Here is a 24670-nt window from a genome sequence, read left to right on the forward strand (position 1 = left end):
AAGTAGTGCGAAGGTGATGATTTAAGGATGTGGTTTAATGAGTAATGTAGATAATTTTGATATAAATGATTTGAGAAATGAAATTGATAAAATCGATGCGAGCCTTCTCTCCCTATTTGAAAATCGTATGGAGTTAGTTCTAAAGATAGGTGAATATAAAAAGAAAAACAATATGGAAATTTTAAATGGAGCTAGAGAAGAAGCGGTTATAAAGAAGAACTTAGATCTAGTTAAAAATAGTAATTTACATTTAGAAGTAGAGGAATTCTTTAAAGCTGTTATGGAAATAAGCAGAGGCCTTCAAAACAAAAATCACAGGAGGAAAAATATAGTTTTAATTGGGATGCCTGGATCAGGTAAAAGTACAATTGGGGAAATACTTGCAGAAAAATTAGGCATGAGTTTCCTAGACATAGACACATACATTGAAAAGAGTACAAATCTTAAGATTACTGAAATATTTAAAAATGGGGAGGATTTGTTCAGAGACATAGAAGCTAAGGCAGTTTTGGAAGTATCAGAAAGAGTCCCAGCAGTTATTTCAACTGGTGGTGGGGTAATTAAGAGATATGATAATATTAAAAGTCTTAAGAAAAATGGAATTATAATTTACATCAATCGACCTATTAAAAACATAGTAGGGGATATAGAGGTTAAGACTCGTCCTTTACTTTCAAAGGATCCATCTCAGCTTTACTTAATCTTTGAGGAGAGAGGGCCCTTGTATAAAAAATATTGTGATTATGAAATTATGAATATTAGTAACACTTATGATGTAGTTAATAATATTATAGAGATATATGCAGAAAATAATAAATAAGAGGTGCGGTTATGAAGGTATTAATAATTAATGGTCCGAACTTAAACTTTCTTGGAATAAGGGAAAGGGGCGTGTACGGAAACACAACTTACGAAGAAATGTGTAGTTATCTCTATAAAGAGGCTAAAAAACTTCAGGTTCCTATTGATATTGTTCAAAGCAATATCGAAGGTGAAATAATAAACTTCATACAGGATGCTTACGATAAGTACGATGGAATAATCATTAATGCTGGAGCATACACCCATTATAGCATTGCAATATTTGATGCTATAAAATCAGTTTCTATAAATACTATAGAGGTTCATCTTAGTAATATCTATGCAAGGGAAGAATTTAGACAAAAATCAGTAACTGCGCCAGCCTGCATAGGCCAAATTTGTGGCTTTGGTAAATATGGTTACGTTATGGCTTTAAACGCTTTATTACAAAAATAGTGACAATGGACTAACTTGAATTCTGTGTATAGTTAAAATTATTATAAAGGAGGGGAAAGCCTATGGCTGGATTTTTATTGGAGATTGGTTTGAAGTTTCAAACTGTTAGTGTTTTGATAAGGCTAATAATAACTTTAGCATTAATAATTATATTTCATTTAGTTAAAAAAGGTATCTGCTCATTTGTTGATAAATCCAAGTTTTACTCTAAGGATATAATAAAATATAAAAAGACAACTTCATTATTTATAAATATTTTATCAGTTATGGTCATTATACCAATATGGATGTATGAGTCTAAAGATATACTGACTTTTTTGGGGATTTTCTCAGCTGGGCTAGCCTTTGCCTTTCGTGATGTTGTAGCTAGTTTTCTAGGGTGGGTAATAATTAATACTCAAAAGCCTTTTGCAATTGGTGATAGAATAAAGATCGGGAAAAGTCTTGGTGACGTATTAGCAGTGGATTGGTTTTATACCACTATAATTGAAGTTATTGAAAATGACAACAAAACTTATGGACAAAGTACGGGAAGAATTACCCATATACCAAACATAATACTGCTCACTGAAGAACTTATAAATGAGACTAACTCCTTCCCGTTTACTTGGAATGAGATTGAAATAAACCTTAGCCTTAGCAGCAATCGGAAAAAAGCTAAAGAGATATTAGTAACTATTGCTAATGATAAAGTGGGAGATATAGAACAAGAAGCAAAGGAGGCACTAAGTATAGCCTCAAAAACTCTTCCAATTTATTATGAAAACCTTTCTCACACAATATACACTTCTATAGAAGAGGGAAGAGTGTGTTTAAGTTTAAGGTTTATTTGCAAGGCGCGAAATTTTAGAAATTTAGAACATGCCATAGTAGAGGATATTTTAGATGAGTTTTCTAAAAATGAAGATATAGAATTATTATAATTAAAGGTCAGTGGCGCTATCTAGCTACGAACCTTTAATTCTGCTTGTATATTATTATTGTTAATAATACATATTCAAAGAACAAAATCTCCCTACGGTCGAGTATTAAAGTGATGCTCCATTAAATAGTGTAGCATCACCTCTTAATTATCATATCCGAATCACATTTTATACACATAACAATAGGGCTACCACTCTTCTTGTCAAATTCCTCAGGTGTATAACATTCAAACGCAACAAATTCAGGTACTTCTTCTTCATATCCACACTTCTTACATTTAAAAAGTATCATTTTATCGGGTTTCCCTATATCAAATGGTATCTTCTTTTCATTATATAGGAAACAGCTTGCGGAAGCCGCTGTGGATAACATTTATACTCGACCGTAGGGAGAATTTGTTCTTCATTTTAATTTTAAAAATCTTTTTAATACGTTCCCATATCATAAATATACCCATACTTTCTGTGCCAAATTTGGAATAACTCCATTAGCTGACCGCATTTTGAACATTTTCCAGGATCTTTAGAAAAATTAATAATCATTAATTCTCTATACTTCATTTTTCTTATTTCCTTTTTCCAATTTATTTTTAGTGTGCACTGAATTGCTTTAAGACCACTTTTTATGTATTGCAATAAGCCAAAACATTTTCTAATCTTTATACTTATACTTCCAGCATATACTCCGTATAATCTAACCATCTTAAAATATTTAGGCGAGATATGCATTAATAGCTTGCCTATAAACACTTGTGCTGTAACTGTTTCTTCTACTCTCTCATTAGTTTCATGGCTCTTATACCAAAACGTTACATTTTTCCCATCATAGCTAAGTATTCTATATTCTGCTATCGCAGGTCTTGCTAAGTATCTACCTATATATCTTGCTGCACCTCTTGCACTTTTCATTCTTGATTTGGCATTTATATAAAAACCATTAGGATAATCTTTGAACATTTTTAAGTACTCTGCTTTTTTCTCTGGGTTTTTACTAATCATATAATTTATTAATTTGTACTGCCATACCTTTCTAAAATACTCATAGTCGAAGAATTCCATATCCTTAACTTCATTACCCCTTGTTTTTATTTCTGGAACCAATGCATGCACATGTGGGTTAAACCCTATGTTCCTTCCAAATGTATGCACTACAGAAATGGTTTTATAAGCAATTGTAGCCCAGATGACCATCTCTACATATCTAAAATTATTTACCACAGGTATTTTAAATGATTCAGCCACGAAGGAAAATGGCGATAATTGTATTACTACTAAATCCGGACCAGAAAAATAGATAGATGAAAAAAATGTATGTAAATGATCATGAATAATAAAAACAAATTTTTATTATAACTTTTTTTAAGAATTTTCAGATAAAATATTATGTACAATTTGTTAATAAAAAATATTATCAATGATTTTAATTCAATATAATGGAACAAAATGAGTTAACATACAGACGCATACTTAATAACATAACCCTATTCAAGTTTTGACAAGATAATATTATGCATTTAGAGGTATAAACATTCAAAAAAAAAATTTGTGAATATTTATACTCTATTTTTTCTTTTATACATGATAAGTTAGAACATCGTGAATATATATACAAACATTGCTAAATTCTTAGTTTGCAAACGTTAACATACAGAGTATTCTAGAGAAAAGCAGAGCTTAGTGCAAGAATCAAGTGCTAAATTAATAGTTATGCTGATAAGGAAGATATATATGCATTTATGGCAAAATACTCTATTTTACTAATAAAATCCTACCCATTATAATGATGGCATCAACAAAAACAAAGGGGAGGCAGTTTGAATGAAATCATTTATAAATGTAACTTCTGAAATAGGAAAACTTAATAAAGTAATGCTACATAGACCTGGGAGAGAGATAGAAAACTTAGTACCGGAGCTTCTTGAAAGATTACTTTTTGATGATATTCCTTATTTAGAAGTAGCAAGAAAAGAGCATGATATATTTGCAAAAATATTAAAAGAAAATGATGTGGAGGTTCTTTATTTAGAAGAACTTGCTACTGAGGCCTTAAATGATGATAAAGTAAAAAAAATATTTATACAACAGTTTTTACAAGAAAGCCATATTAGTAATAAAGAGATATACGAATCCCTTTATACATATTTAATATCAAAGCCTACAAGCGAAATGATTGATATACTTATGGCTGGAGTTAGAAAAAATGAGATAGATGTTAAGGGAATGCATTCGCTTAGAGGATTAATATCAAATCAATATCCTTTCTACTTAGACCCTATGCCTAATCTTTACTTTACAAGAGATCCAGGTGCTTCAATTGGAAATGGTATTACAATAAATACTATGCAAACTGAAGCTAGAAGGCGCGAGACATTGTTCCTTAAATTTATTCATGAATATCATAAATCTTTTAAACAATATGAAGTACCACTTTGGTACGACAGAAACCTTCCTAATAATATTGAAGGTGGGGACGAGCTTGTATTATCTGCCACAACTCTTGCAGTAGGATGTAGTCAAAGAACTTCACCTGAGGCTATAGAAGTGGTAGCAAAGAATTTGTTTGCGAAACATGCTTCTTTCGAAAAAGTATTAGTGTTGGAGATTCCAGCTTGTAGAGCATTTATGCATCTTGATACTGTATTTACTATGGTTGACTATGATAAATTTACAATACATCCAGCTATAGAAGGACCCCTTAATGTTTTTGAAATTACAAAAGGTGTTAATGGAGAATTGCATATTAAACAATCGAAAGATGTACTGGGAAATATATTAAAATCTGCATTAAAGGTACCTTCAGTTGAATTAATAAGATGCGGTGGTGGTGACTCTATTATAGCAGCAAGAGAACAATGGAATGATGGATCAAACACTCTCGCTATTGCACCAGGGAAGGTTATAACTTATGAACGAAATTATGTTACAAATGAAATTTTATCAAAACGTGGTATAACGGTCTTAACAATGCCAAGTGCTGAACTTTCGAGAGGAAGAGGCGGTCCAAGATGTATGAGTATGCCTCTAAATAGAGATAACTTATAAAAACAAAAAATAACAAAATATTAGGAGGAATTTATTATGTTTAACTTAAGAAACAGAAACTTTTTAACTTTGATGGACTTTACTCCAAAGGAAATAAACTACTTTTTAGATTTAGCTAGAGATTTAAAAAGAGCTAAGTATGCAGGTACAGAACAGCAGACATTAAAAGGTAAAAACATTGCGCTAATATTTGAAAAAACTTCTACAAGAACAAGATGTGCTTTTGAAGTAGGTGCACTAGACCAAGGGGCACATGTAACTTATCTTGGACCTACAGGAACTCAAATTGGTAAAAAGGAATCTGTAGCAGATACAGCAAGAGTTCTTGGAAGAATGTATGATGGAATAGAATATAGAGGATATGGACAAGAAGTAGTAGAAGAATTAGCTAAATATGCAGGAGTGCCAGTTTGGAATGGGCTGACTACTGAAGATCACCCTACTCAAATTCTTGCTGACTTTTTAACTATTAAAGAACATTTTTCTAAACCATTAAATGAAATCAAATTTGTTTATGCTGGTGATGGAAGAAATAATATGGCAAATGCCCTTATGATAGGAGCTGCCAAGATGGGTATGGACTTTAGAATAGTTGCTCCAAATTCATTGTTTCCTGAAGATGCACTAGTTAATAAATGTAGAGAAGTAGCCAGTGGTACAGGAGCAAAAATCACTATTACGAGTGATGTAGCGCAGGGAGTAAAAGATGCAGATGTTATATACACTGACGTTTGGGTATCAATGGGAGAAGCAGATGAAGTTTGGGAACAAAGGATTAGTATATTAAAACCATATCAAGTTAATAAAGAAATGATGAAATTAACCGGTAATAAAGATACTAAATTTATGCACTGTCTGCCAGCATATCATGATTTAAAAACTGGAGTTGGTAGAGAGGTATTTAAAAAATTTGGAATGAATGGTGTTGAAGTTACAGATGAAGTATTTGAAAGTGAGGCTTCAATGGTATTTGATGAAGCAGAAAACAGAATGCATACAATCAAAGCAGTTATGGTTGCTACACTTGGAAACTAGCCTAAAATAATTTATAAATATAAAGTTAATTGGTGAGGGTAATATTATTGCCCTCACCAATTTAAAATATAGCTACTGTAGTAAGCGAAAGGAGATTACAAAATGGAAAAGGATAATGATAAAAAATTAGGCTTGTCTCTACTAGTCGCTCTTGGAGTTGGATCCATGATTGGTGGAGGAATATTTAATAGTCCAACTGATCTTATAGGTAAGGCAAACCCTCAAGCAACAATTATTGCTTGGATAATTGGTGGACTTGGTGTAGCATTTTTAGCACTAGTATTTCAATTGCTTGCAAATAAAAGACCAGAGCTTACAGGTGGAATATTTACTTATGCAAAAGAAGGCTTTGGAGAATTTGTTGGGTTCAATTCAGCCTGGGGATATTGGTTAAGTGCTTGGCTTGGAAATGTTGCATTTTTTATTCTTATATTTAAAACTTTTAATAGTTTAGTCGGTGACGTGAAACCTATAGTATCATTTATATTAGCATCAGCACTATTATGGGTAATTCATTATGTACAAATGCGTGGAGTTAAAAGCGCTGGAATAATAAACGCAATTGCCACAGTTGCAAAACTCATTCCATTATTAATGGTAATTGTATTTGGGCTGGCAATATTCAAATCTGGAACTTTCAATGTAGAAAATTGGAAAACAGTGTTAGCGGCCACTGGAAATTCTACTACATTGTTCTTGCAAGTTAAAGGCGCAATGGGTACAATTTTGTGGTGTTTTATTGGTATTGAAGCTGCAACAGTACTATCTGAGAGGGCAAAATCTCAAAAGATTGTTGGAACGGCTACAATAATAAGTTTAATTATAACTTTAGTTCTTTACATACTGGTTTCAACAACAGCTATGGGAGTAATTCCAGCTGAAACTCTTATTAATTCAGCCACACCTTTAGCAGATATGCTATCCCTTACTGTACTTGGCAGTTTTGGAGCTATAATTGTTAAAGTTGGTTTAATAATTTCACTTGTAGGCTGCTTAATTAGCTGGGTTATGCTTGCAGCGGAAATTCCTTATGTTGCGGCAAAAGGTGGCACAATGCCGAAATGGTTTATGAAACAAAATGACAATGGTGCTGCAATAAATTCATTACTACTAACTGATGCATTAACTCAAATATTTTTACTTTCGCTACTTTTACCAGTACTTCAGTCTGCCTATGGTAATGTATTTTTAATTTCTACAACCTGTATTTTAATTCCATATTTACTTTCATCATTATATGCAGTTAAGGTTTCATTAGCAGATGGTCTAGGAGCTAAAGATAAGATAGTTTCTATATTAGCTTGTGTCTATTCGATATATGTGATTTATGCAGTAGGAATAAATTATCTAGGAGCAGCAGTAATACTGTATGCAGTTGGTATATTTGTATTTATAAAGGCTAAGAAAGAAAAGAACGAACCTATTAGTTCAAATGAGAAAATAGCAATGGCTGCGATTATTGTAGTGGCAATCTTAATGATTATACTGCTATCAATTGGTAAAATTAAACTTTAGGTGTAATTTCAATAAAATCTTATAAAATATAAAAGCTGTTAAATAAAATATATTTACTAGCTTAACATAAAAGGAGAGATAAATATGGCAAGAATAGTAATAGCACTTGGTGGAAATGCCCTTCAAGCAAATCCTAAGGATACTACAGCAGAAGCGCAGTTAGTAACTGCAAGACAAACTTCTGGAGCTATTGTAGATTTAATTGAAGAGGGGCATGAGGTAATTGTTGCTCATGGTAATGGACCTCAAGTAGGTCAACTTATAGCTACTTATGAAGCAGCCGCTTCAATGAATGAAAATAGCCCAATAATGCCTTTTCCTGAATGTGGAGCTATGAGTCAAGGTTATATAGGTTATCATCTACAACAAAGCATTAGGGCAGAGATGAGAAAAAGAGGGATAAATAAGGAAGTCGCAACAGTAGTTACTCAAGTAATAGTAGACCCTAATGATCAAGGATTTAAGAATCCAACTAAACCAGTAGGTTCTTTCTTTACAGAGCAGCAAGCGAAGAAACTAATGACTGAAAAAGGATATATAATGAAGGAAGATTCAAATAGAGGCTGGAGACGTGTAGTGGCTTCACCACTTCCAATGGCCATAGTTGAAGAACCTATTATAAAAACATTAGTTGAAGCTGGACATGTTGTTATAACTGTTGGTGGAGGTGGTATACCTGTAATTGACACAGGAAATGGAACACTTGAAGGAGTACCAGCAGTAATAGATAAGGATTTTGCTTCTTGTAAAATAGCAGAATTATTAAATGCTGATGCATTGGTTGTACTTACAGCAGTTGAACAGGTTGCTATTAACTTTGGAAGGCCTAATCAAAAGAATCTTTCAAGTATAACAGTAAAAGAAGCTAAAACTTATATCGAAGAAGGACATTTTGCTCCTGGTTCAATGCTTCCTAAAATAAAAGCAGCTCTTAGCTTTGTTGAAGCAAAAGAAGGTAGAAAAGCAATTATAACATCCCTTGAGAAAGCTAGGGAAGCGATAGGTGGAACAGCTGGAACAGTAATAATAAATTAATAGTGTTTAAATGTAAGTCATAAGCTGAAAATGCTTATGACTTATATTTAACTTTTTTGACGGTTTTATAACCAGTTTAAGTTGATGCAAAGGTATAATGAGTTTCTATTGCTTTAATATTTTTTTGATGTTACAATTATTATTGTAAATTTATAAATTAAATATTAGCTATAGGTGCTCTGTAACAAGGGGTAAAAGGAAAAGTGGTTAAAGACCACTGCAGCCCGCCGCTACTGTATTAGAGGATGAAATCCAAAAAACCATTGGGAAACTGAGAAGGTTGGAGAGTAAGATGACGCTAAAGCCAGTAAACCTGCCTAAATGCTCACGATTTTAGTCTTCGGGGGGAGGATGAAAGATGCATAATTTAACAATAATATTGGGTAATCCAATAGGTGAAAAAAATTAATTGCATTATTCCACATCCATGAGGTGTGGTTTTTTTATTTGCTATTTTTTTACTTATGGATTTATCACTAAATTAATAAGGAGATAATATGAAAAACATTGTACTTGTAACAGGTGGTGCAAGGAGCGGGAAAAGTACCTATGCAGAGAAGTTAGCTAAAGAAGAAAAGGCGGGTGTACTTTATATCGCAACTTCAATTCCATTTGATGATGAAATGAAGGATAGAGTGAAAAAGCATAAAGAAAGAAGACCATCTAATTGGCATACTTTTGAAGGCTATAAGAATTTAAAACAGGTATTTTATAATGAAGAAATACACTTTGATACGATTTTATTAGATTGTATAACAATAATGGTTACAAATCTTATGTTTGATATTTCAGGGGATAAATTTGATGATCTTAATGCTGAGGCTATAGATAGTATGGAAAAAGAAATTCTACAAGAAGTAGCTGATTTTCTTTGCGAAGCTGAAAAAAGTACAAAAACAGTAATTATTGTAACTAATGAAATTGGAGCAGGAATTGTACCAGAATATAAAATGGCAAGGGTCTTTCGCGATATTGCAGGTAGAGTAAATCAGTATATAGCATCCAGGGCGCAGAGCGTTCACTTGGTGGTTTGTGGAATTCCAATTAAAATTAAATAAGTAATTATAAAATCAAAATTTATGGAGGCTAAACAATTAATAATTGTTTAGTGCCCCTAAGGAATACTAGGAGGAAATTTATGTTTAAGAAAAAAAGTATAATAAATATAGTTTTAGCTATTTTTGTTTGTTTTGCGTTTAGTGCATGTGGTAACAAGGGTGCAAGCAACAAGGAGCCGAATATTACTAAAAAGGAAGCTGTAGGTGTGGTATATCCTATAAAAGTAGTAGATTCATATAATAGAACAGTTACCATTGAAAAAGAACCTAAAAGAATTATTACAATTGCACCAAATATAACAGAGGGAGTATATGCCCTTGGCAAAGGTGGAAATCTAGTTGGTAGAAGTGATTACGATGATTATCCAACTGAGACCCTTAAGGTATCCTCTGTTGGTAGTTTATTAAAACCCAATATAGAGAAAATTGTTGAATTAAAACCTGATGTAGTTATTGCATCAACTCATTTTGATAAGGCCGTTGTTAAAAAATTAGAAACTCTTAATATAAAAGTTATAGTACTTTATGGTGAAGAAAGTTTTGCTGGTGTATATGATACAATGTCAAAGCTTGGACAGGTTGTAAATGCTAGTGGAAAAGCACAGTCAATAATATCAGATATGAAAAAGAAGGTTGCAGATATAACGAGTAAGGTAGCAAATGCTAAGAAGCCAGCAGTTTATTATGTAGCAGGTTTCGGTAAAAGTGGAGATTTCACTGCAGGGAAAGATACCTTTATAGGTAATATGATAGAAATAGCTGGTGGTAAAAACGCTGCAGATGATGCAATTGGTTGGAAATACAGTGTAGAAAAGCTTGTAGAAAAGAATCCTGATGTGCTAATATGTTCTAAGTTCTTTGATACAAAAAAAGGTATAGAAGCTACTAATGGTTACAAAGATTTGAAAGCAGTTAAAAATGGGAAATTATTGGAGATTGATGAAAATACTATTGTTAGGCAGGGACCAAGACTTGCAGAGGGGCTAGAATCAATGGCTAAACTAATACATCCTGAACTTTTCAAATAAAAGGGGTTGCACTACCATGACATTTATAGAAAATAAGAGTTATTATAAAAGAGTTTTTACAGTAGGGGTATTTTTACTTATAATTGTGATGATTGCTGCGGCAAATTTCGGAGTGGCAGATATTTCTTTTAAACAGACAGCTTTAATTATAATAAGTAAAATTCCAATAGTAAATAACTTTGTATCCACAGATGGAATTAAGTCCACATCAATAACCATATTATTGAATTTAAGACTCCCTAGAATACTTTTAGCTTGTTTAGTAGGATCAGCACTTTCAGTGGTTGGTACTTCTTTTCAAGGGATTTTTAAGAATCCAATGGCGGACCCATTTGTTTTAGGAGTTTCGTCAGGAGCAGCACTTGGAGCCACTATAACCATGGTTTTTCTTAAAGAAACTCATTTTTTTGGAATGAGCATGGTAGCATTAACTGCGTTTATAGGAGCTATAATAACTACTTTTTTAGTTTATAATATTGCGAGAGTTGGTACAAAAGTTCCAGTGGCCACACTTCTTCTCGCAGGTATTGCTATGAATTATTTATTATCTTCTATAATTTCATTAATGATGACCTTTAACAGCGATAATATTGAACAAATAGTTATGTGGACCATGGGTAGTTTTTCTACAGCAGGTTGGAATGAGGTGATTCTACTATCTATAGTAGTAGTTCCCTCAATATTGTTTATATCTACATTTTCAAGAGATCTTAATATCATGCTCCTTGGTGAAGATAGTGCAAGAAGTCTTGGTATAGATGTAAATGGATTTAAAAAGTACATATTTGTAATAAGTACACTAATGGTGGCAGCAGTTGTATCTGTAAGTGGAATAATTGGATTTGTAGGACTTATAGTGCCTCATGCTATTAGAATGATTTTTGGATCTGATAATAGAGTAGTTATACCATTTTCTGCACTTGGAGGAGCTATATTTTTAATAATTTGTGATACGCTTGCAAGGGTAGTAGTGCCTCCGTCTGAAATACCAGTCGGAATTATAACCTCAATTTTTGGAGTTCCATTTTTTATATATCTATTATATAGAACAAAGAAGAAGGCGGTATAAATTGATAGAGATAAATAACGTATGCTTTTCCTTTGAAAAGGAAGTATTAAAGAATATTAATGTAAATATTGAAAGAGGAAAATTTTATACCATCCTAGGACCAAATGGATCAGGTAAAACTACTCTTTTAAGGATACTATCAAAATCTCTCCCTATGGAAAAAGGTGAGATTTATATTGATGAAGTGGATTTAACCCAAATAAAACCAAAGGTGCTAGCAAAGGAAATGGCTGTAGTGCCACAAAGCACAGAAATTGAATTTGATTTTTCAGTACAAGATATAGTTCTTATGGGAAGAACTCCTCATATTTCTAGATTTTGCTCAGAAAGTGAAAAAGACATAAAAATAGCTATGAATGCTATGAAAATAACCAACACTTGGGAGCTTAGAAATAAAAGCATAAATGCGCTTAGTGGTGGAGAAAAACAACGAGTTGTTGTGGCAAGAGCAATTGCTCAAGAAACAGGAATAATTCTTCTAGATGAGCCTATTTCTCACCTAGACATTCATCACCAAATTGAAATAATGAATCAATTAAAAGAACTAAATCAAAATAAAAACATAACGATTATTGCAGTGCTTCATGATTTGAATTTAGCAGCTGCATATTGTGATCATATGATACTAATGCATAATTGCGGAGTCTACAAAGATGGAATCCCAGAGGAAGTATTAACTGAAGATATAATTAAAAAAGTTTATGGATTAGATGTCTATATAACCAAAAATCCTAAAACAGGAAAAACTTTTATTATGCCTTTTTAATATAAAAACAGTATGTAAAAATATAAATCAATATGGAAATTATTGTTGTAAAACGAATTTAAATAAAGTAATATAAGTTATGAGAGTAAATTACAATCAATTTAATTGGAGGAGATTAATAAATGTTTGAAATGAAAGAAAAATATAAAACCGGTATTCTACTTATTGATACCGAGCATGAAAAACTTTTTGAAATAGGTGAAAGAGCCTATCAATTATTAAAAAGTCCATATAATATGGATAAATATGATAAAATAGTGGAAGTAATTGAAGAACTAAAAGCGTATACAGTTTATCATTTTAAAGATGAAGAAAAGTATATGGAGAGTATAAATTATAAAAGATTATTCACTCAAAAAATAGACCATGCAAATTTTATTAAAAAAATATATGAAGTAAATTTAAGTAAAGTTGATGAAAATCAAGATGAGGCTATAATGAAAATATTAACTTTTTTAAATGATTGGCTGATTAATCATATATTAGAGAAAGATTTACTTATACCAGGAAGATAGAAATTTTTAAAGATATTTACAATGTTATAATGAATTTAAAAAAGAGAATCAATAATTGATTCTCTTTTTTGTACATCAAAATATCATAATTTAAAATTTTAATATTTTGTAAGGTATACATTAAGAAAAAAAATATATAAGAAAAGTTATTATGTCAAAGGTATATATAAATTGATAAAAAATAATAAATCTTATATAATAATACTAAGAGAATATTCGATTATAAAAAGTAGGAGGCTATAATGTTTGATATTGAATCATGTGTGTGTTTTATAAATAACAAGACATCTAAAAAAATGGCGGATATGTTTAATGAAAGATTAATTCCGTTTGGTGTAACCAGAGTTCAGTGGATGGCCATGTATTATCTATTAAAATACGGAGATATGAATCAAAAGGACTTAGGAGAAAGAATGGACATTAAAGAGTCTACTGTGGCTAGGCTTTTAGATAGAATGGAAACAGAGGATTTAATTGTAAGAACTCAAGCCAAGGAAGATAGAAGAATTAAATATATTAAACTTACCCAAAAGGGTAGGGAGAAAATTGAAGAGCTTTTAGAAGAAGGGAAAAAAATGAGCGAGTTTTTTTCAAAGGGAATTACAGAAGAAGAAACGGAAGTATTTAAAAGAGTGCTCCAAAAATTCATGAAAAATATTAGTTAAATTTTTATCAGGTGTATTGCAATTGCTTCAAATACTTGCTATACTAATCATTAGTATAACAAGTATTAGAGGAGGTAATATTATGGCTAAAAATGTTAGAGAAATGTTAAATGATTTTATGGGTGGTTTAGAAACAGTAGGACAAACTAATGGAGAACATGTAGGGGCATTTATGAACTTACTTGGTACTACATATAAACCAGGTGCGTTAGATACAAAGACTAAGGAATTAATCAGCATCGGTATTGGCACCTACAGCCGCTGTGAATACTGCATAGTATTCCATGTTTATAAAGCATTTGAGGCAGGTGCAACAGCAGAAGAAATAATGGAAGCAGCTATGGTTTCGGTTGCCTTTGGTGGTGGGCCTTCAATGGCTTATAGTGTAACTTTACTTAAGGATTCTATTGAAGAATTCAAAAACGATTTTAATAAATAACATAAACAAAGCAGCTATGATGCAGGATTAATAAGGCACGTTAGCTGCTTTATTTATTATAGTTAAAAGGAGTGAAAAAAATGAATATAGAGGTTAAGATAGAAAAATCTATAAATAAAAATAATGAAACAAAAATAACTAAAATTTTAGTCAGGACCACCCGTATAACGGGTGGCTTGTTCTAGCCCTATAAGGGCATGTTACTGGCTACGTCTAAAGACATACTGAAAGTTCTGCCAACCGCATACCTTTACATACAACCCCTAAAGGGGTATTATTTTTTGTATTTATTTACTGGCTCACCCGTAAACGGGTCCATATATTCTTTTAAACTTATCTGCTCACATACAATATCTTCTTGAAGTTGGTTTTTTATATATTCTTCTATTGCATTTTTGTTTCTTCCTACTGTATCTACATAATATCCTTTACACCAAAATTGTCTATTCCCATACTTATACTTCAAATTTGCATGTCTATCAAATATCATCAATGAACTTTTACCTTTTAAATATCCCATAAATTGTGACACACTTAATTTGGGTGGTATACTTACAAGCATATGTATATGATCCTTGCATGCGTTTGCTTCTAATATTTCTACACCCTTATATTCACATAGCTTTCTCAATATTTGTCCTATGTCTGATTTTATTTTCCCATATATTATTTGTCTTCTATATTTGGGTGCAAAGACAATATGGTATTTACAATTCCATTTACTATGTGCTAAACTTTGATTGTCCATTTGGATTTTTCCCCTTTGACTTGGTTGTGGTTGGCAAACCTACTTCCATTTTATCAAAGGGGGTTGTTTTTTTCTACATATAGCTATAAGCTTTTTAGAACCACAGGCATAGCCCGTGGTATTCTTTCATTAAAAAAAGTAGGAGACTGTGTCAAGGTAAATGATGAGATATTCGAAGTGGAAAGCGGAAAGGGTGTTAGTACTGTTACTTCGAAAGTACAGGGAATTATTGAGAGCATTAATGTAGAGGAAGGAGATTCAGTTAGTGTAGGTAAGGTATTAGCGCAAATAAATGGAGAACAAGCCGCCAAAACGGGAAATACTAACCCTAAAACATTTAACTACTTTCAAAATTTAATTAAGCCAGCAAAACTCGGAATGGAAAGTGATATTACAATAATTGGTGGTGGGCCAGGAGGATATGTAGCTGCAATTCAAGCTGCTAAATTAGGCGCAAAGGTTATATTGATAGAAAAAGAGAAACTGGGTGGAACTTGTTTAAACTGGGGATGCATCCCTACTAAAACACTGGTTAGATCTGCGCAGGTTTTCGATACACTGAAAAGGGCTGAGGAATTTGGATGTTATGCTGAAAACATTGGAATTAGAATGGAAAAGGTTATTGATAGAAAAAATAAAGTTGTTGCAGAACTGGTTCAAGGTATTCAGTATTTAATGAATAAAAACAATATAAAGATTATAAATGGAACTGCTGAAATTGTTGATAAGGAAACTATACTAGCCAAAAGTACTACACAAGAAATTACTATTAAAACAAAAAATATTATTATTGCTACAGGTTCAAAATCATCAGTAGTACCTATTGTGGGTATTGAAAATAAAAATGTAATTGATAGCAATGATGCCTTGTCGCTTATGGAAGTTCCAAAGAAACTGGTAATTGTAGGTGGCGGGGTCATTGGTATGGAGTTTGCCTATATTTATGCTAGCTTTGGTGCGGAGGTTTCAGTGGTGGAATTTATGAATCAATGCCTTATAAGCTGTGATGAAGATATATGCGAAGAAAATAAAAAAAGTGCAGCAAAAAAAGGAATTAAGATATATACTACTGCAAAGGTAGAAGAAATTTGTGAAGCTGAGAATAATGAATGCATAGTTCATTTTATACAAGACGGTAAAGATAAATATATATCAGCAAATAAAGTGCTTTTATCTGTAGGAAGAACTCCGTATATAGAGGGACTTGGATTAGAAAGGGCAGGAATAGAATTAAACAATAATAAAAAAGGAATTAAGGTTAATTCGAAAATGCAGACTAATGTTTCAAATATATATGCTATTGGAGATGTAACAAATATTATATTACTTGCTCATGCGGCCTCTCACCAAGGAGTTGTAGCTGCAAAAAATATAATGGGTAAGCCTTGTGATATGGATTATACAGTAGTTCCTAGCGCAATTTTCACAGAACCTGAAATTGCCATGGTGGGTATAGGGGAAAAAGCAGCAAAGCTTCAGGGAATAGAAGTAGAAGTAGGCAAATTCTCATTTTCAGCTAATGGAAAAGCACTATCCTATGGAGAAAGCGATGGCTTTATTAAAATTATAAGGGATAAAAATACACAGAGATTAATTGGTGCAAGTATTGTTGGGCTGCATGCTACAGATTTAATTGCAGAGCTTACTCTAGCCATTAAAAATAACTTAAGTGCAGAAGCAATAACTGAAACTATACATGCTCATCCTACTACATCGGAGGTAATTCACGAAGTTGCCCTGTCTTTAGAAGGTGGGGCCATCCATTTTGCATAATAATGGAATTAACTGGCATAATAATACCATTAATTTTTGACAATTGGTACAATCTGATTGCTTGTATTTAGGCCTTTAGGGAGGGATTGATAATCACTCTATTTAAAGTGTATGGGTACATTTTGAATATATCATAGACATATGTTATACTTTGCCTTATAAATAATATTTAGGGAGGTTTTATTATGGAAAGATATGAACTTAATAAAAATTTGGCTCAAATGTTAAAAGGCGGAGTAATTATGGACGTGGTGAATGTGGAGCAGGCAATAATTGCAGAAAGGGCTGGCGCTTGCGCTGTAATGGCACTAGAACGAGTTCCTTCAGATATTAGAAAGCAAGGTGGCGTGGCTAGAATGTCTGACCCTAAAATGATTAAAGAAATAAAGGCAGCGGTAACTATTCCAGTAATGGCTAAAGGTAGGATAGGCCATTTTGTTGAAGCGCAAATTCTGCAGGAAATAGGAGTAGATTTTATAGATGAAAGTGAAGTTTTGACTCCAGCAGATGAACAATATCATATAAATAAGAGTGATTTTAAGGTTCCTTATGTTTGTGGAGCGAGAAATTTAGGAGAGGCACTAAGGAGAATTTCTGAAGGTGCTGCAATGATAAGAACAAAAGGTGAAGCCGGCACAGGAAATGTAGTAGAAGCTGTTAGGCACATGAGATGTATTATGGATGATATTAGAAAAGTGAAAAATGCTCCAAAAGAAGAGTTAATGACTCTAGCTAAAGACATGGGAGCACCAATTCATTTAATCCAATATGTATGGGAAAATGGTAAACTTCCTGTAGTAAATTTTGCAGCAGGTGGAATAGCAACGCCAGCGGATGCAGCACTCATGATGCAACTTGGCGCAGAAGGAGTTTTTGTAGGTTCAGGAATTTTTAAAGCAGAGAATCCTGAAGCGGTAGCAAAAGCTATAGTACTCGCAACCACCTATTACAATGATCCTAAGGTTATAGCAGAAGTTTCAGAAAATCTAGGACAAGCAATGGATGGACTAGAATTAAGTGAAATTAAAGAGAGATATTCGGAAAGAGGCTGGTAAGATTGAAAATTGGAGTTTTAGCACTTCAAGGTGGTGTGATAGAGCATATAAACCACATAAACCACCTTGGACATGAAGGCGTAGAGATTAAGAAACTTGAAGATTTTAAAGATTTACGAGGAATCATTTTACCCGGTGGCGAGAGCACAACCATTGGAAAACTTTTAAGGGAAAGAAATATGTTTATATTTTTAAGAGAAAAAATCATTTCAGGATTTCCAGTGTGGGGAACTTGTGCGGGAATGATACTACTTGCTAAACATATTGAGGAATCTTCCAGTGGTCATCTTAAAGTTATGGATATAAAGGTAAAAAGAAATGCTTACGGTAGCCAACTTGCTAGTTTTAAAAAAAATGTTATAATCAATGAGATTTCAAGTGAGCCAATACCATTAATTTTTATTAGAGCACCATTAATTACAGAAGTTTTTGAGGATGTTAAAACAATATGTACTGTTGATGATAAAATTGTAGCAGCAAAACAAAATAATATGTTTGCTACAGCTTTCCACCCAGAACTTACTGATAACTTAGAAGTTCATAGATATTTCGTAAATATGTGCAAATAAAACTGAATAGAAATCCATAAAAACATAAGTTAATCTGTAGTTTCTACTATATTATTAACTAAATTGTTTAAAAAAACTATCACCCTAAGAGTAAAGTCTCAGGGTGATAGTTTTTTTTATAAGACATTACAAGTAAAATAATTGGTTGACTTGTACCATGAAAGATGATATTATCTTATTAGTTTAGCGCGGTAACGTGATGCAGTGATGAATTAAAGCGGGAGGAGCAAGATTTTGAATAATTGGAAAAGAAATATACCTGAAGGTTCAAGAGATATACTTTTTGAGGATTGCAATAATAAAATTAAGATTATAAATGAAAAAAGAAAAAATCAGCAATTTGATAGATAAGGTTCAACAATACGTAGATAGGAATGAGGTGACGGCATCATGATGAAAATTACAGAAGCAAATAGTAATGAAGGAAAAGAATACATAGAATTTCTAAAAAAAAGAGCAGAACATGATGTGCTTGCCTCTGCAATGCTTATAACCACCTCAAGAGAACTTGCAGACAAGGTGGTGTGCGAGCTCGGAGTTCAGATAAAAGCTATGATCCGGAAAGATATTATAAGTGAATCTTTGGAAAGATATGGAGTTATCTTAATTGTCCAAAATATAAAAGAGGCCATAGATTTAGCCAATAAAATTGCACCAGAACATCTTGAAGTCTTGCTAGACAATCCATTTGATTTTTTAGGGGATATAAAAAATGCAGGATCCATATTCTTAGGTAGGTATTCCCCAGAACCACTTGGGGACTATATTGCGGGTCCCAATTATGTTCTGCCAACCAGTGGTAGCGCAAGATTCTTTTCTCCCTTATCTGTAGATGATTTTATAAAGAAATCAAGTTATATATATTATACCAAGGAGGCATTAAGTGAGGTTGCGGATAAGGTAATAAAACTTACAGAGGTTGAAGGCTTAACAGCTCATGGAAATTCTATAAAAGTGAGGTTAGAATTATGATACAAGATTATTTTAGAAGTGATTTAAGTGATTTTAAATCATATAAAGTCAGTAAGAATGATTATAAACTTAGGATGGATGCCAATGAGTGTTTTACTAACTTTCCTCACGAGATAAGGATGAAAATAGCTTGGGCAATAGAGGAATGTATTTTTAATAGATATCCAGATGCAGGTGCATCTATGGTATGTGACCTCTATGCACAATATGCAAATGTGAAAAGTATTAATGTTATGGCTGGAAATGGTTCAGACGAGTGTATACAAATCATTGCAAATACTTTTCTAAATACTGGGGATAAGGTAGCGGTCCAAAGTCCTGATTTTTCAATGTATAGCTTATATACTAGAGTTGCAGGAGGAATTCCAATTGAAGTTCCACTTGGCGATGAATTTAAATTGGATGTAGATGCTTTTATTTCAATTGTTAATAAAGAAAAGGTTAAAATCGTATTTTTATCTAACCCCAATAATCCTACAGGGGGCATTATTAAAAGAGATGATATTATTAAAATAATAGAAGGATGCAGGTGTATTGTAGTAATAGATGAGGCTTACTTTGAATTTTACGGTGAAACTATAGTAGATAAAATCTGCGCCTATGAAAATTTAATTGTACTTAGAACCTGTTCTAAAATTGGACTTGCTGCAATAAGACTGGGATTTTTGATTACAAGTCCTATTCTAATGGGGGAACTTAAAAAAGTAAAACCACCCTATAATGTGAATGCAATTTCGCAGTGTATTGCTTGTGTTATTTTAAAAGATTCGGAAATAATATATAAGAATGTGGAACGTATACTTGTAGAAAGAAAGTACTTATGGCAAAAATTGAGCAATATTAATGGGATTAAACTCTATAATGCACAAGCTAATTTTATATTAATTGGAGTTGAAAATGCACAAATAATGAAACAAAGACTTTTAGATGCTGGAATAAATATAAGAAGTTTTACAGCTATTACACTGCAAAATTGTTTAAGAATAACAATAGGAAGCAGAGAAGAAAACGAATGCTTATTAAGAAATATTTCCCAGGAAAATATAGGCAATATATAAACTTTAAATAGATTTCTATTTGTAATAATTGAAGGAGCGATGTATGTGATTTCAAGACAAGCAAAAATTGGGAGAGAAAGTAGTGAAACAAAAATTGATATAAGTATAAACCTAGATGGATCTGGGAAGTATGAATGTAACACAGGCATAGGTTTCTTTGATCATATGTTATGTCTTTTTGCAAAACATGGACTTTTGGATTTATATGTGGCAGTAGCAGGGGATTTAAATGTGGATTCTCATCATACAATTGAAGATGTAGGTATTGTACTTGGTAGCGTCATAAAAGAGGCAATGAAGGGCAAAGAGGGAATAAAAAGATATGGAACCAGTTTTATACCTATGGATGAAACATTGGCTACAGTGTCGCTGGATTTGAGCGGCAGAGCATACCTTGTATTTGAAGGGGATTTTACTGTTGACCTAATTGGGAGTTTTGATACAGAGATGGTTGAGGAGTTTTTTAGAGCCGTTGCAGTAAATGCTGGAATTACACTTCATGCAAGAGTACTTTATGGTAAAAATAATCATCATATGGTGGAAGCACTATTCAAAGCTTTTGGAAAAGCGCTAAGTGAAGCCTTAACCTATGACGATCGAATAAAAGGCGTACTTTCTACAAAAGGATGTCTATAAGGAGGAATACATGATAGCCATAGTGGATTACGGTGTGGGAAATTTGAAAAGTGTTCAAAATGCGCTTAAAGCAATAAATATTCCTTCCATAATATCTTCAGATAAGGAGGAAATCGCAAAGAGTAGAAGCATTATTGTTCCAGGTGTAGGTGCCTTTCCCGATGCAATGAAAAATCTAAGGGATAAGGGACTAGATGTAGTAATAAAAAGAGCGGCAGAAACAGGAAAACCAATACTTGGCATATGCCTTGGTATGCAACTTTTCTTTGAGGAAAGTGAAGAAATTGAAAGGTGCACGGGACTAGGACTTTTAAAAGGAACCGTTAAAAAACTAGAAGGTTCTATAAAAATTTCTCATATGGGTTGGAATGATTTATCTTTTGAAACTTATACAGCACTTCTGGAAGGTGTGGTAGAGCATAGTTATGTATATTTTGTTCATTCTTATTATGCACAAGTCGGAGAAGATAATATAGTAAACGCATATACTATGTATGAAAAAAAGATACCTGCAATTGTAAGTAAGGGAAATATATTTGGACTGCAGTTCCATCCAGAGAAAAGCGGAGAGGCTGGAATGAAATTACTTAAAAACTTTGGAGGGATAGTGTAATGAAGATATTTCCTGCTATAGACGTGAAAAATGGAAAGTGTGTTAGGCTTTATCAGGGTGAATTTTCTTCATCGGAGGTAGTGGGGGAAGATCCACTGCAAACAGCCTTAAGCTTTGTAGAACAGGGAGCAGAATATATACATATGGTAGATTTGGATGGAGCTCTAAGTGGAACTATTGGAAATGCAAATAGTATAAATAAAGTTATAAAAAATATAAATATCCCTATACAGTTAGGTGGAGGGATAAGAAGTTTGGATGCTATTGAGATACTTTTAGAAAAGGGTTTAAATAGAGTAATATTGGGTACTGCAGCTTTGAACAATCCGTCACTAGTAAAAGAAGCAGTAAAAAAATTCGGAGATAAAATTGCCATTGGCATTGATGCAAGAGATGGGTATGTAGCAGTGGAGGGTTGGAAAACCGGTAGTAAAATAGAATACATAGATTTTGCAAAACAAATGGAAAACATAGGAGTAAAAACTATCATTTTTACAGATATAAGTAGGGATGGCACTTTGACTGGACCTAATTTAGAAGCAATAGGGAAGCTAAATGACGAGGTGTCTTGTAATATTATTGCCTCTGGTGGTATGAAAGGCATTGAAGATATAAAAAAGCTTGCGAAGATGAATATGTATGGAGCAATTATAGGAAAAGCACTTTACAGCGGAAATATATCTCTAGCAGAAGCAATCACTGAGGGAAGGGGGATGCCCTATGCTTACTAAGAGAATCATTCCTTGCCTAGATGTAACTATGGGAAGGGTAATGAAGGGGATCAATTTTATAAATTTAACAGATGTAGGAGACCCTGTAGAAATTGCAGAATTTTATAACAGTGAAGGGGCCGATGAAATTGTATTTCTAGATATAACAGCTACTCATGAGGGAAGAGAAACTATGCTTGATGTAGTGAGACGAACTGCTGAAAAGGTATTTATTCCCCTGACAGTAGGTGGAGGAATTAAGAGTATAGAGGATTTTAAAGAAACCCTTAGAGCTGGAGCAGATAAAATATCTATAAACTCCGCTGCGATTCGAAATCCGAAGCTTATTTACGATGCAGCAGCTAAATTTGGAAGCCAATGTGTTGTGGTTGCTATAGATGGGAAAAAGAATGAAGACAGGTTAGGATGGCATGTAGTCATAAATGGTGGGCGAATAAATACGGGCCTTGATGCAGTAACCTGGGCCCAAAAGGTAGAAAAGCTAGGGGCAGGAGAAATACTCTTAACCAGTATGGATTGCGATGGAACAAAAAAAGGCTATGATATAGAGTTCATAAATGCAATTACGAGCAGTGTAAATATTCCTGTGATTGCGTCAGGCGGATGTGGAAAAATAGAGGACTTTTATGAGGTTTTTGAAAAAAGTGGAGCAGATGCAGCTCTTGCAGCTTCACTGTTTCATTACAAAGAACTATATATAAAACAAGTAAAAGAATATCTTAAAAATAGTGGTGTAGAAATTAGAGTCTAGACGCATGAAAGTAAATTAGCATGCAGATTTGCTATTTATTTTAATGTGACTTGAAAAAATAAAGAAATGTGGTGAGCTTGTGAATGACATAGTTGAAATTCAATTTAATAATGGGCTAGTACCTGCAATAGTGCAGGAGTATATCACCGGAAAAGTTTTAATGCTTGCCTACATGAATGAGGAATCCTTCAAAAAAACTATTGAAACTGGAACAACTTGGTTCTTTAGTAGATCTAGAAAAAAGTTGTGGAACAAAGGAGAAACATCAGGACATTTTCAATATGTAAAAAACGTTAGCATTGATTGTGATGGAGATACAATTCTTATAATAGTAGAGCAAATTGGAGTAGCTTGCCATACTGGAAGTAAAACTTGTTTTTACAGGCAAATTTGGAATACTAAGGTATAGCCGGGTAGAAACAATATCAAAAATAAAGATGTTAAAATAAGCAGAGAAGGAGAATAAAAATGAATGAAATAAACGTAGTACAGGAACTTTATAAAATCATTGAAGAAAGAAAAGAAAATCCTAAAGAAGGCTCTTACACAAGTTATCTTTTCGAAGAAGGTTTGGATAAAATCCTTAAAAAAATAGGAGAGGAAAGTGCAGAAGTTTTAATTAGCAGTAAGAACAATGACCCTAAAGAAATAGTTTCAGAAATATCAGATTTATTATATCATACCTTAGTACTTATGGTGCTACAGGGTGTAAAAGTAGAGGATGTAGCTACCGAACTTGAAAAAAGACGGGAAAAGATATGCAATAAAAAACAAAAGAGAGAAGATATTGTAGGTATACACTAATATAATAATTTAAAAGGGAAGCCATTTTATTTTGGGATTCCCTTAAATTACATATTAATATTTATCTAATTTTTTCTTATTGCGTAGCTTTTCAAATAAGCAATAGCTTTATTTTTAGCAATTTGAAAAAGCCAAGTAGAAAATTTATATTCACTATTAAAAGTGTATAGTTTGTTATATGCGGAGATGAATACCTTCTGAGTCAAATCTTCTGAGGTTTCTGGGTTTCTAACCATGTTGTAAATATACCTTTGGATGCCTATCTCATATTGGTTAATTATAATTTCAAATGATTCTATATTTCTCATAAGTATAGATTTTACAATATCCTTATCCGTATTTATAACAATCACCTCTTTTTACATTTCAACTATATTACGTATGAATCTGTAAATAGTTACTTAAATTCTAATTTAATGAAAAATTAATACTTTATTTTTTAATTATTAGATTATTTTTGCATTATCATACTTAAACATGATAAAATATAGTGAATTGCATAAATCAATTGGGCGTTAATGGAAGGTTGAATAATGGAAATGGAAAATAGTATGTTGACAAACTATAAAAAAAGGTGTATTTTAATAGTATATTTAGCACTCGACAAGATGGA

28 protein-coding genes, 1 pseudogene and 1 riboswitch are annotated in these 24670 nt (G+C 32.7%); of the genes and pseudogenes, 25 read left to right on the forward strand and 4 right to left on the reverse strand.

The features are described from left to right. Nucleotides 1-37 precede the first annotated feature (37 nt). The 3 genes from G9F70_RS11800 to G9F70_RS11810 all read left to right on the forward strand — a co-directional run bounded on the left by G9F70_RS11800 (nucleotide 38) and on the right by G9F70_RS11810 (nucleotide 2180). A complete protein-coding gene (locus tag G9F70_RS11800; protein ID WP_164946860.1) occupies nucleotides 38-820 on the forward strand; it encodes a chorismate mutase in 783 nt (260 codons plus the stop codon). A gap of 11 nt (nucleotides 821-831) precedes the next feature. Next, nucleotides 832-1257, forward strand: coding sequence for a type II 3-dehydroquinate dehydratase (gene aroQ / locus G9F70_RS11805; protein ID WP_164946859.1), 426 nt, complete (start codon nucleotides 832-834; stop codon nucleotides 1255-1257). Between the two features lie 62 nt (nucleotides 1258-1319). Continuing rightward, nucleotides 1320-2180 (forward strand): mechanosensitive ion channel domain-containing protein, encoded by an 861-nt coding sequence (locus G9F70_RS11810; RefSeq protein ID WP_164946858.1) that lies wholly within the window; start codon nucleotides 1320-1322, stop codon nucleotides 2178-2180. A gap of 136 nt (nucleotides 2181-2316) precedes the next feature. Here G9F70_RS11810 and G9F70_RS11815 read toward each other — a convergent pair whose 3' ends face one another. Beyond that, a complete protein-coding gene (locus tag G9F70_RS11815) occupies nucleotides 2317-2553 on the reverse strand; it encodes a hypothetical protein (protein ID WP_224617533.1) in 237 nt (78 codons plus the stop codon). Between the two features lie 53 nt (nucleotides 2554-2606). Continuing rightward, a complete protein-coding gene (locus tag G9F70_RS11820) occupies nucleotides 2607-3422 on the reverse strand; it encodes a transposase (protein WP_224617534.1) in 816 nt (271 codons plus the stop codon). Between the two features lie 576 nt (nucleotides 3423-3998). Between G9F70_RS11820 and arcA the strand changes: the two genes are divergently transcribed. The 11 genes from arcA to G9F70_RS11875 all read left to right on the forward strand — a co-directional run bounded on the left by arcA (nucleotide 3999) and on the right by G9F70_RS11875 (nucleotide 14347). Next, entirely contained in the window at nucleotides 3999-5222 is a 1224-nt protein-coding gene (gene arcA / locus G9F70_RS11825) for an arginine deiminase (protein ID WP_224617425.1), read from the forward strand. A gap of 33 nt (nucleotides 5223-5255) precedes the next feature. Beyond that, complete coding sequence (gene argF / locus G9F70_RS11830) at nucleotides 5256-6257, forward strand: ornithine carbamoyltransferase (RefSeq protein WP_224617794.1); 1002 nt, start codon at nucleotides 5256-5258, stop codon at nucleotides 6255-6257. 102 nt (nucleotides 6258-6359) lie between these two features. After that, the gene (locus tag G9F70_RS11835) at nucleotides 6360-7772 is read left to right on the forward strand and encodes a basic amino acid/polyamine antiporter (protein ID WP_164948039.1); all 1413 of its coding nucleotides are present in this window, start codon (nucleotides 6360-6362) and stop codon (nucleotides 7770-7772) included. Between the two features lie 84 nt (nucleotides 7773-7856). Next, on the forward strand, nucleotides 7857-8807 hold the full coding sequence (gene arcC / locus G9F70_RS11840; protein WP_224617535.1) for a carbamate kinase: 951 nt from the start codon (nucleotides 7857-7859) through the stop codon (nucleotides 8805-8807). 155 nt (nucleotides 8808-8962) lie between these two features. Further along, nucleotides 8963-9143: riboswitch (cobalamin riboswitch) on the forward strand. A gap of 161 nt (nucleotides 9144-9304) precedes the next feature. After that, nucleotides 9305-9865 carry a bifunctional adenosylcobinamide kinase/adenosylcobinamide-phosphate guanylyltransferase gene (cobU, locus tag G9F70_RS11845; RefSeq protein WP_164947997.1) on the forward strand — a complete coding sequence of 187 codons (561 nt, stop codon included), beginning with the start codon at nucleotides 9305-9307 and terminating at the stop codon, nucleotides 9863-9865. Between the two features lie 80 nt (nucleotides 9866-9945). Further along, nucleotides 9946-10893 (forward strand): ABC transporter substrate-binding protein, encoded by a 948-nt coding sequence (locus G9F70_RS11850; protein ID WP_164947996.1) that lies wholly within the window; start codon nucleotides 9946-9948, stop codon nucleotides 10891-10893. A gap of 16 nt (nucleotides 10894-10909) precedes the next feature. Beyond that, nucleotides 10910-11962 carry a FecCD family ABC transporter permease gene (locus G9F70_RS11855; RefSeq protein WP_164947995.1) on the forward strand — a complete coding sequence of 351 codons (1053 nt, stop codon included), beginning with the start codon at nucleotides 10910-10912 and terminating at the stop codon, nucleotides 11960-11962. A 1-nt stretch (nucleotide 11963) separates the two neighbouring features. Beyond that, nucleotides 11964-12728: a heme ABC transporter ATP-binding protein gene (locus tag G9F70_RS11860; protein WP_164947994.1), complete on the forward strand. Its 765-nt coding sequence runs from the start codon at nucleotides 11964-11966 to the stop codon at nucleotides 12726-12728. A 122-nt stretch (nucleotides 12729-12850) separates the two neighbouring features. Then, complete coding sequence (locus G9F70_RS11865) at nucleotides 12851-13243, forward strand: bacteriohemerythrin (RefSeq protein WP_164947993.1); 393 nt, start codon at nucleotides 12851-12853, stop codon at nucleotides 13241-13243. Nucleotides 13244-13485: 242 nt separating this feature from the next. Then, complete coding sequence (locus tag G9F70_RS11870; RefSeq protein ID WP_164947992.1) at nucleotides 13486-13908, forward strand: MarR family winged helix-turn-helix transcriptional regulator; 423 nt, start codon at nucleotides 13486-13488, stop codon at nucleotides 13906-13908. An 82-nt stretch (nucleotides 13909-13990) separates the two neighbouring features. Then, nucleotides 13991-14347, forward strand: a complete 357-nt coding sequence (locus tag G9F70_RS11875) for a carboxymuconolactone decarboxylase family protein (RefSeq protein ID WP_164947991.1) — start codon at nucleotides 13991-13993, stop codon at nucleotides 14345-14347. A 274-nt stretch (nucleotides 14348-14621) separates the two neighbouring features. Here G9F70_RS11875 and tnpA read toward each other — a convergent pair whose 3' ends face one another. Then, complete coding sequence (tnpA, locus tag G9F70_RS11880) at nucleotides 14622-15095, reverse strand: IS200/IS605 family transposase (protein WP_224617364.1); 474 nt, start codon at nucleotides 15093-15095, stop codon at nucleotides 14622-14624. 63 nt (nucleotides 15096-15158) lie between these two features. Here tnpA and lpdA point away from each other — a divergent pair, with 63 nt between their 5' ends. The 11 genes and pseudogenes from lpdA (at nucleotide 15159) to hisE (ending at nucleotide 24057) form a co-directional block, all read left to right on the forward strand. Then, a complete protein-coding gene (gene lpdA / locus G9F70_RS11885) occupies nucleotides 15159-16868 on the forward strand; it encodes a dihydrolipoyl dehydrogenase (protein ID WP_164947772.1) in 1710 nt (569 codons plus the stop codon). Between the two features lie 185 nt (nucleotides 16869-17053). Beyond that, nucleotides 17054-17923, forward strand: coding sequence for a pyridoxal 5'-phosphate synthase lyase subunit PdxS (gene pdxS, locus G9F70_RS11890; RefSeq protein ID WP_164947773.1), 870 nt, complete (start codon nucleotides 17054-17056; stop codon nucleotides 17921-17923). Nucleotides 17924-17925: 2 nt separating this feature from the next. Further along, nucleotides 17926-18492, forward strand: coding sequence for a pyridoxal 5'-phosphate synthase glutaminase subunit PdxT (pdxT, locus tag G9F70_RS11895; RefSeq protein ID WP_164947774.1), 567 nt, complete (start codon nucleotides 17926-17928; stop codon nucleotides 18490-18492). A 444-nt stretch (nucleotides 18493-18936) separates the two neighbouring features. Beyond that, nucleotides 18937-19464: pseudogene (locus G9F70_RS11900) on the forward strand (histidinol dehydrogenase); the annotation flags it as partial. Then, a complete protein-coding gene (gene hisC, locus G9F70_RS11905; RefSeq protein ID WP_164947776.1) occupies nucleotides 19461-20522 on the forward strand; it encodes a histidinol-phosphate transaminase in 1062 nt (353 codons plus the stop codon). The pseudogene G9F70_RS11900 and the gene hisC, both read left to right, overlap by 4 nt. Nucleotides 20523-20561: 39 nt before the next feature. After that, nucleotides 20562-21158, forward strand: a complete 597-nt coding sequence (hisB, locus tag G9F70_RS11910; RefSeq protein WP_164947777.1) for an imidazoleglycerol-phosphate dehydratase HisB — start codon at nucleotides 20562-20564, stop codon at nucleotides 21156-21158. A gap of 10 nt (nucleotides 21159-21168) precedes the next feature. Beyond that, entirely contained in the window at nucleotides 21169-21771 is a 603-nt protein-coding gene (hisH, locus tag G9F70_RS11915) for an imidazole glycerol phosphate synthase subunit HisH (RefSeq protein WP_164947778.1), read from the forward strand. Beyond that, entirely contained in the window at nucleotides 21771-22502 is a 732-nt protein-coding gene (hisA, locus tag G9F70_RS11920) for a 1-(5-phosphoribosyl)-5-[(5-phosphoribosylamino)methylideneamino]imidazole-4-carboxamide isomerase (protein ID WP_164947779.1), read from the forward strand. The genes hisH and hisA overlap by 1 nt, the downstream gene beginning before the upstream one ends. Continuing rightward, the gene (gene hisF, locus G9F70_RS11925) at nucleotides 22492-23253 is read left to right on the forward strand and encodes an imidazole glycerol phosphate synthase subunit HisF (RefSeq protein WP_164947780.1); all 762 of its coding nucleotides are present in this window, start codon (nucleotides 22492-22494) and stop codon (nucleotides 23251-23253) included. The genes hisA and hisF overlap by 11 nt, the downstream gene beginning before the upstream one ends. Nucleotides 23254-23332: 79 nt before the next feature. After that, nucleotides 23333-23662, forward strand: coding sequence for a phosphoribosyl-AMP cyclohydrolase (hisI, locus tag G9F70_RS11930; protein ID WP_164947781.1), 330 nt, complete (start codon nucleotides 23333-23335; stop codon nucleotides 23660-23662). A 59-nt stretch (nucleotides 23663-23721) separates the two neighbouring features. Then, nucleotides 23722-24057, forward strand: a complete 336-nt coding sequence (gene hisE, locus G9F70_RS11935; RefSeq protein ID WP_164947782.1) for a phosphoribosyl-ATP diphosphatase — start codon at nucleotides 23722-23724, stop codon at nucleotides 24055-24057. 65 nt (nucleotides 24058-24122) lie between these two features. On the opposite strand, the gene G9F70_RS11940 is transcribed toward hisE, so the two are convergent. Beyond that, a complete protein-coding gene (locus tag G9F70_RS11940) occupies nucleotides 24123-24410 on the reverse strand; it encodes an RNA polymerase sigma factor (RefSeq protein ID WP_164947783.1) in 288 nt (95 codons plus the stop codon). Nucleotides 24411-24670: the final 260 nt, after the last annotated feature.

Origin of the sequence: Clostridium sp. FP1 (assembly GCF_011065975.2) — a bacterium.
Taxonomy (GTDB): Bacteria; Bacillota; Clostridia; order Clostridiales; family Clostridiaceae; genus Clostridium_AD; species Clostridium_AD tagluense.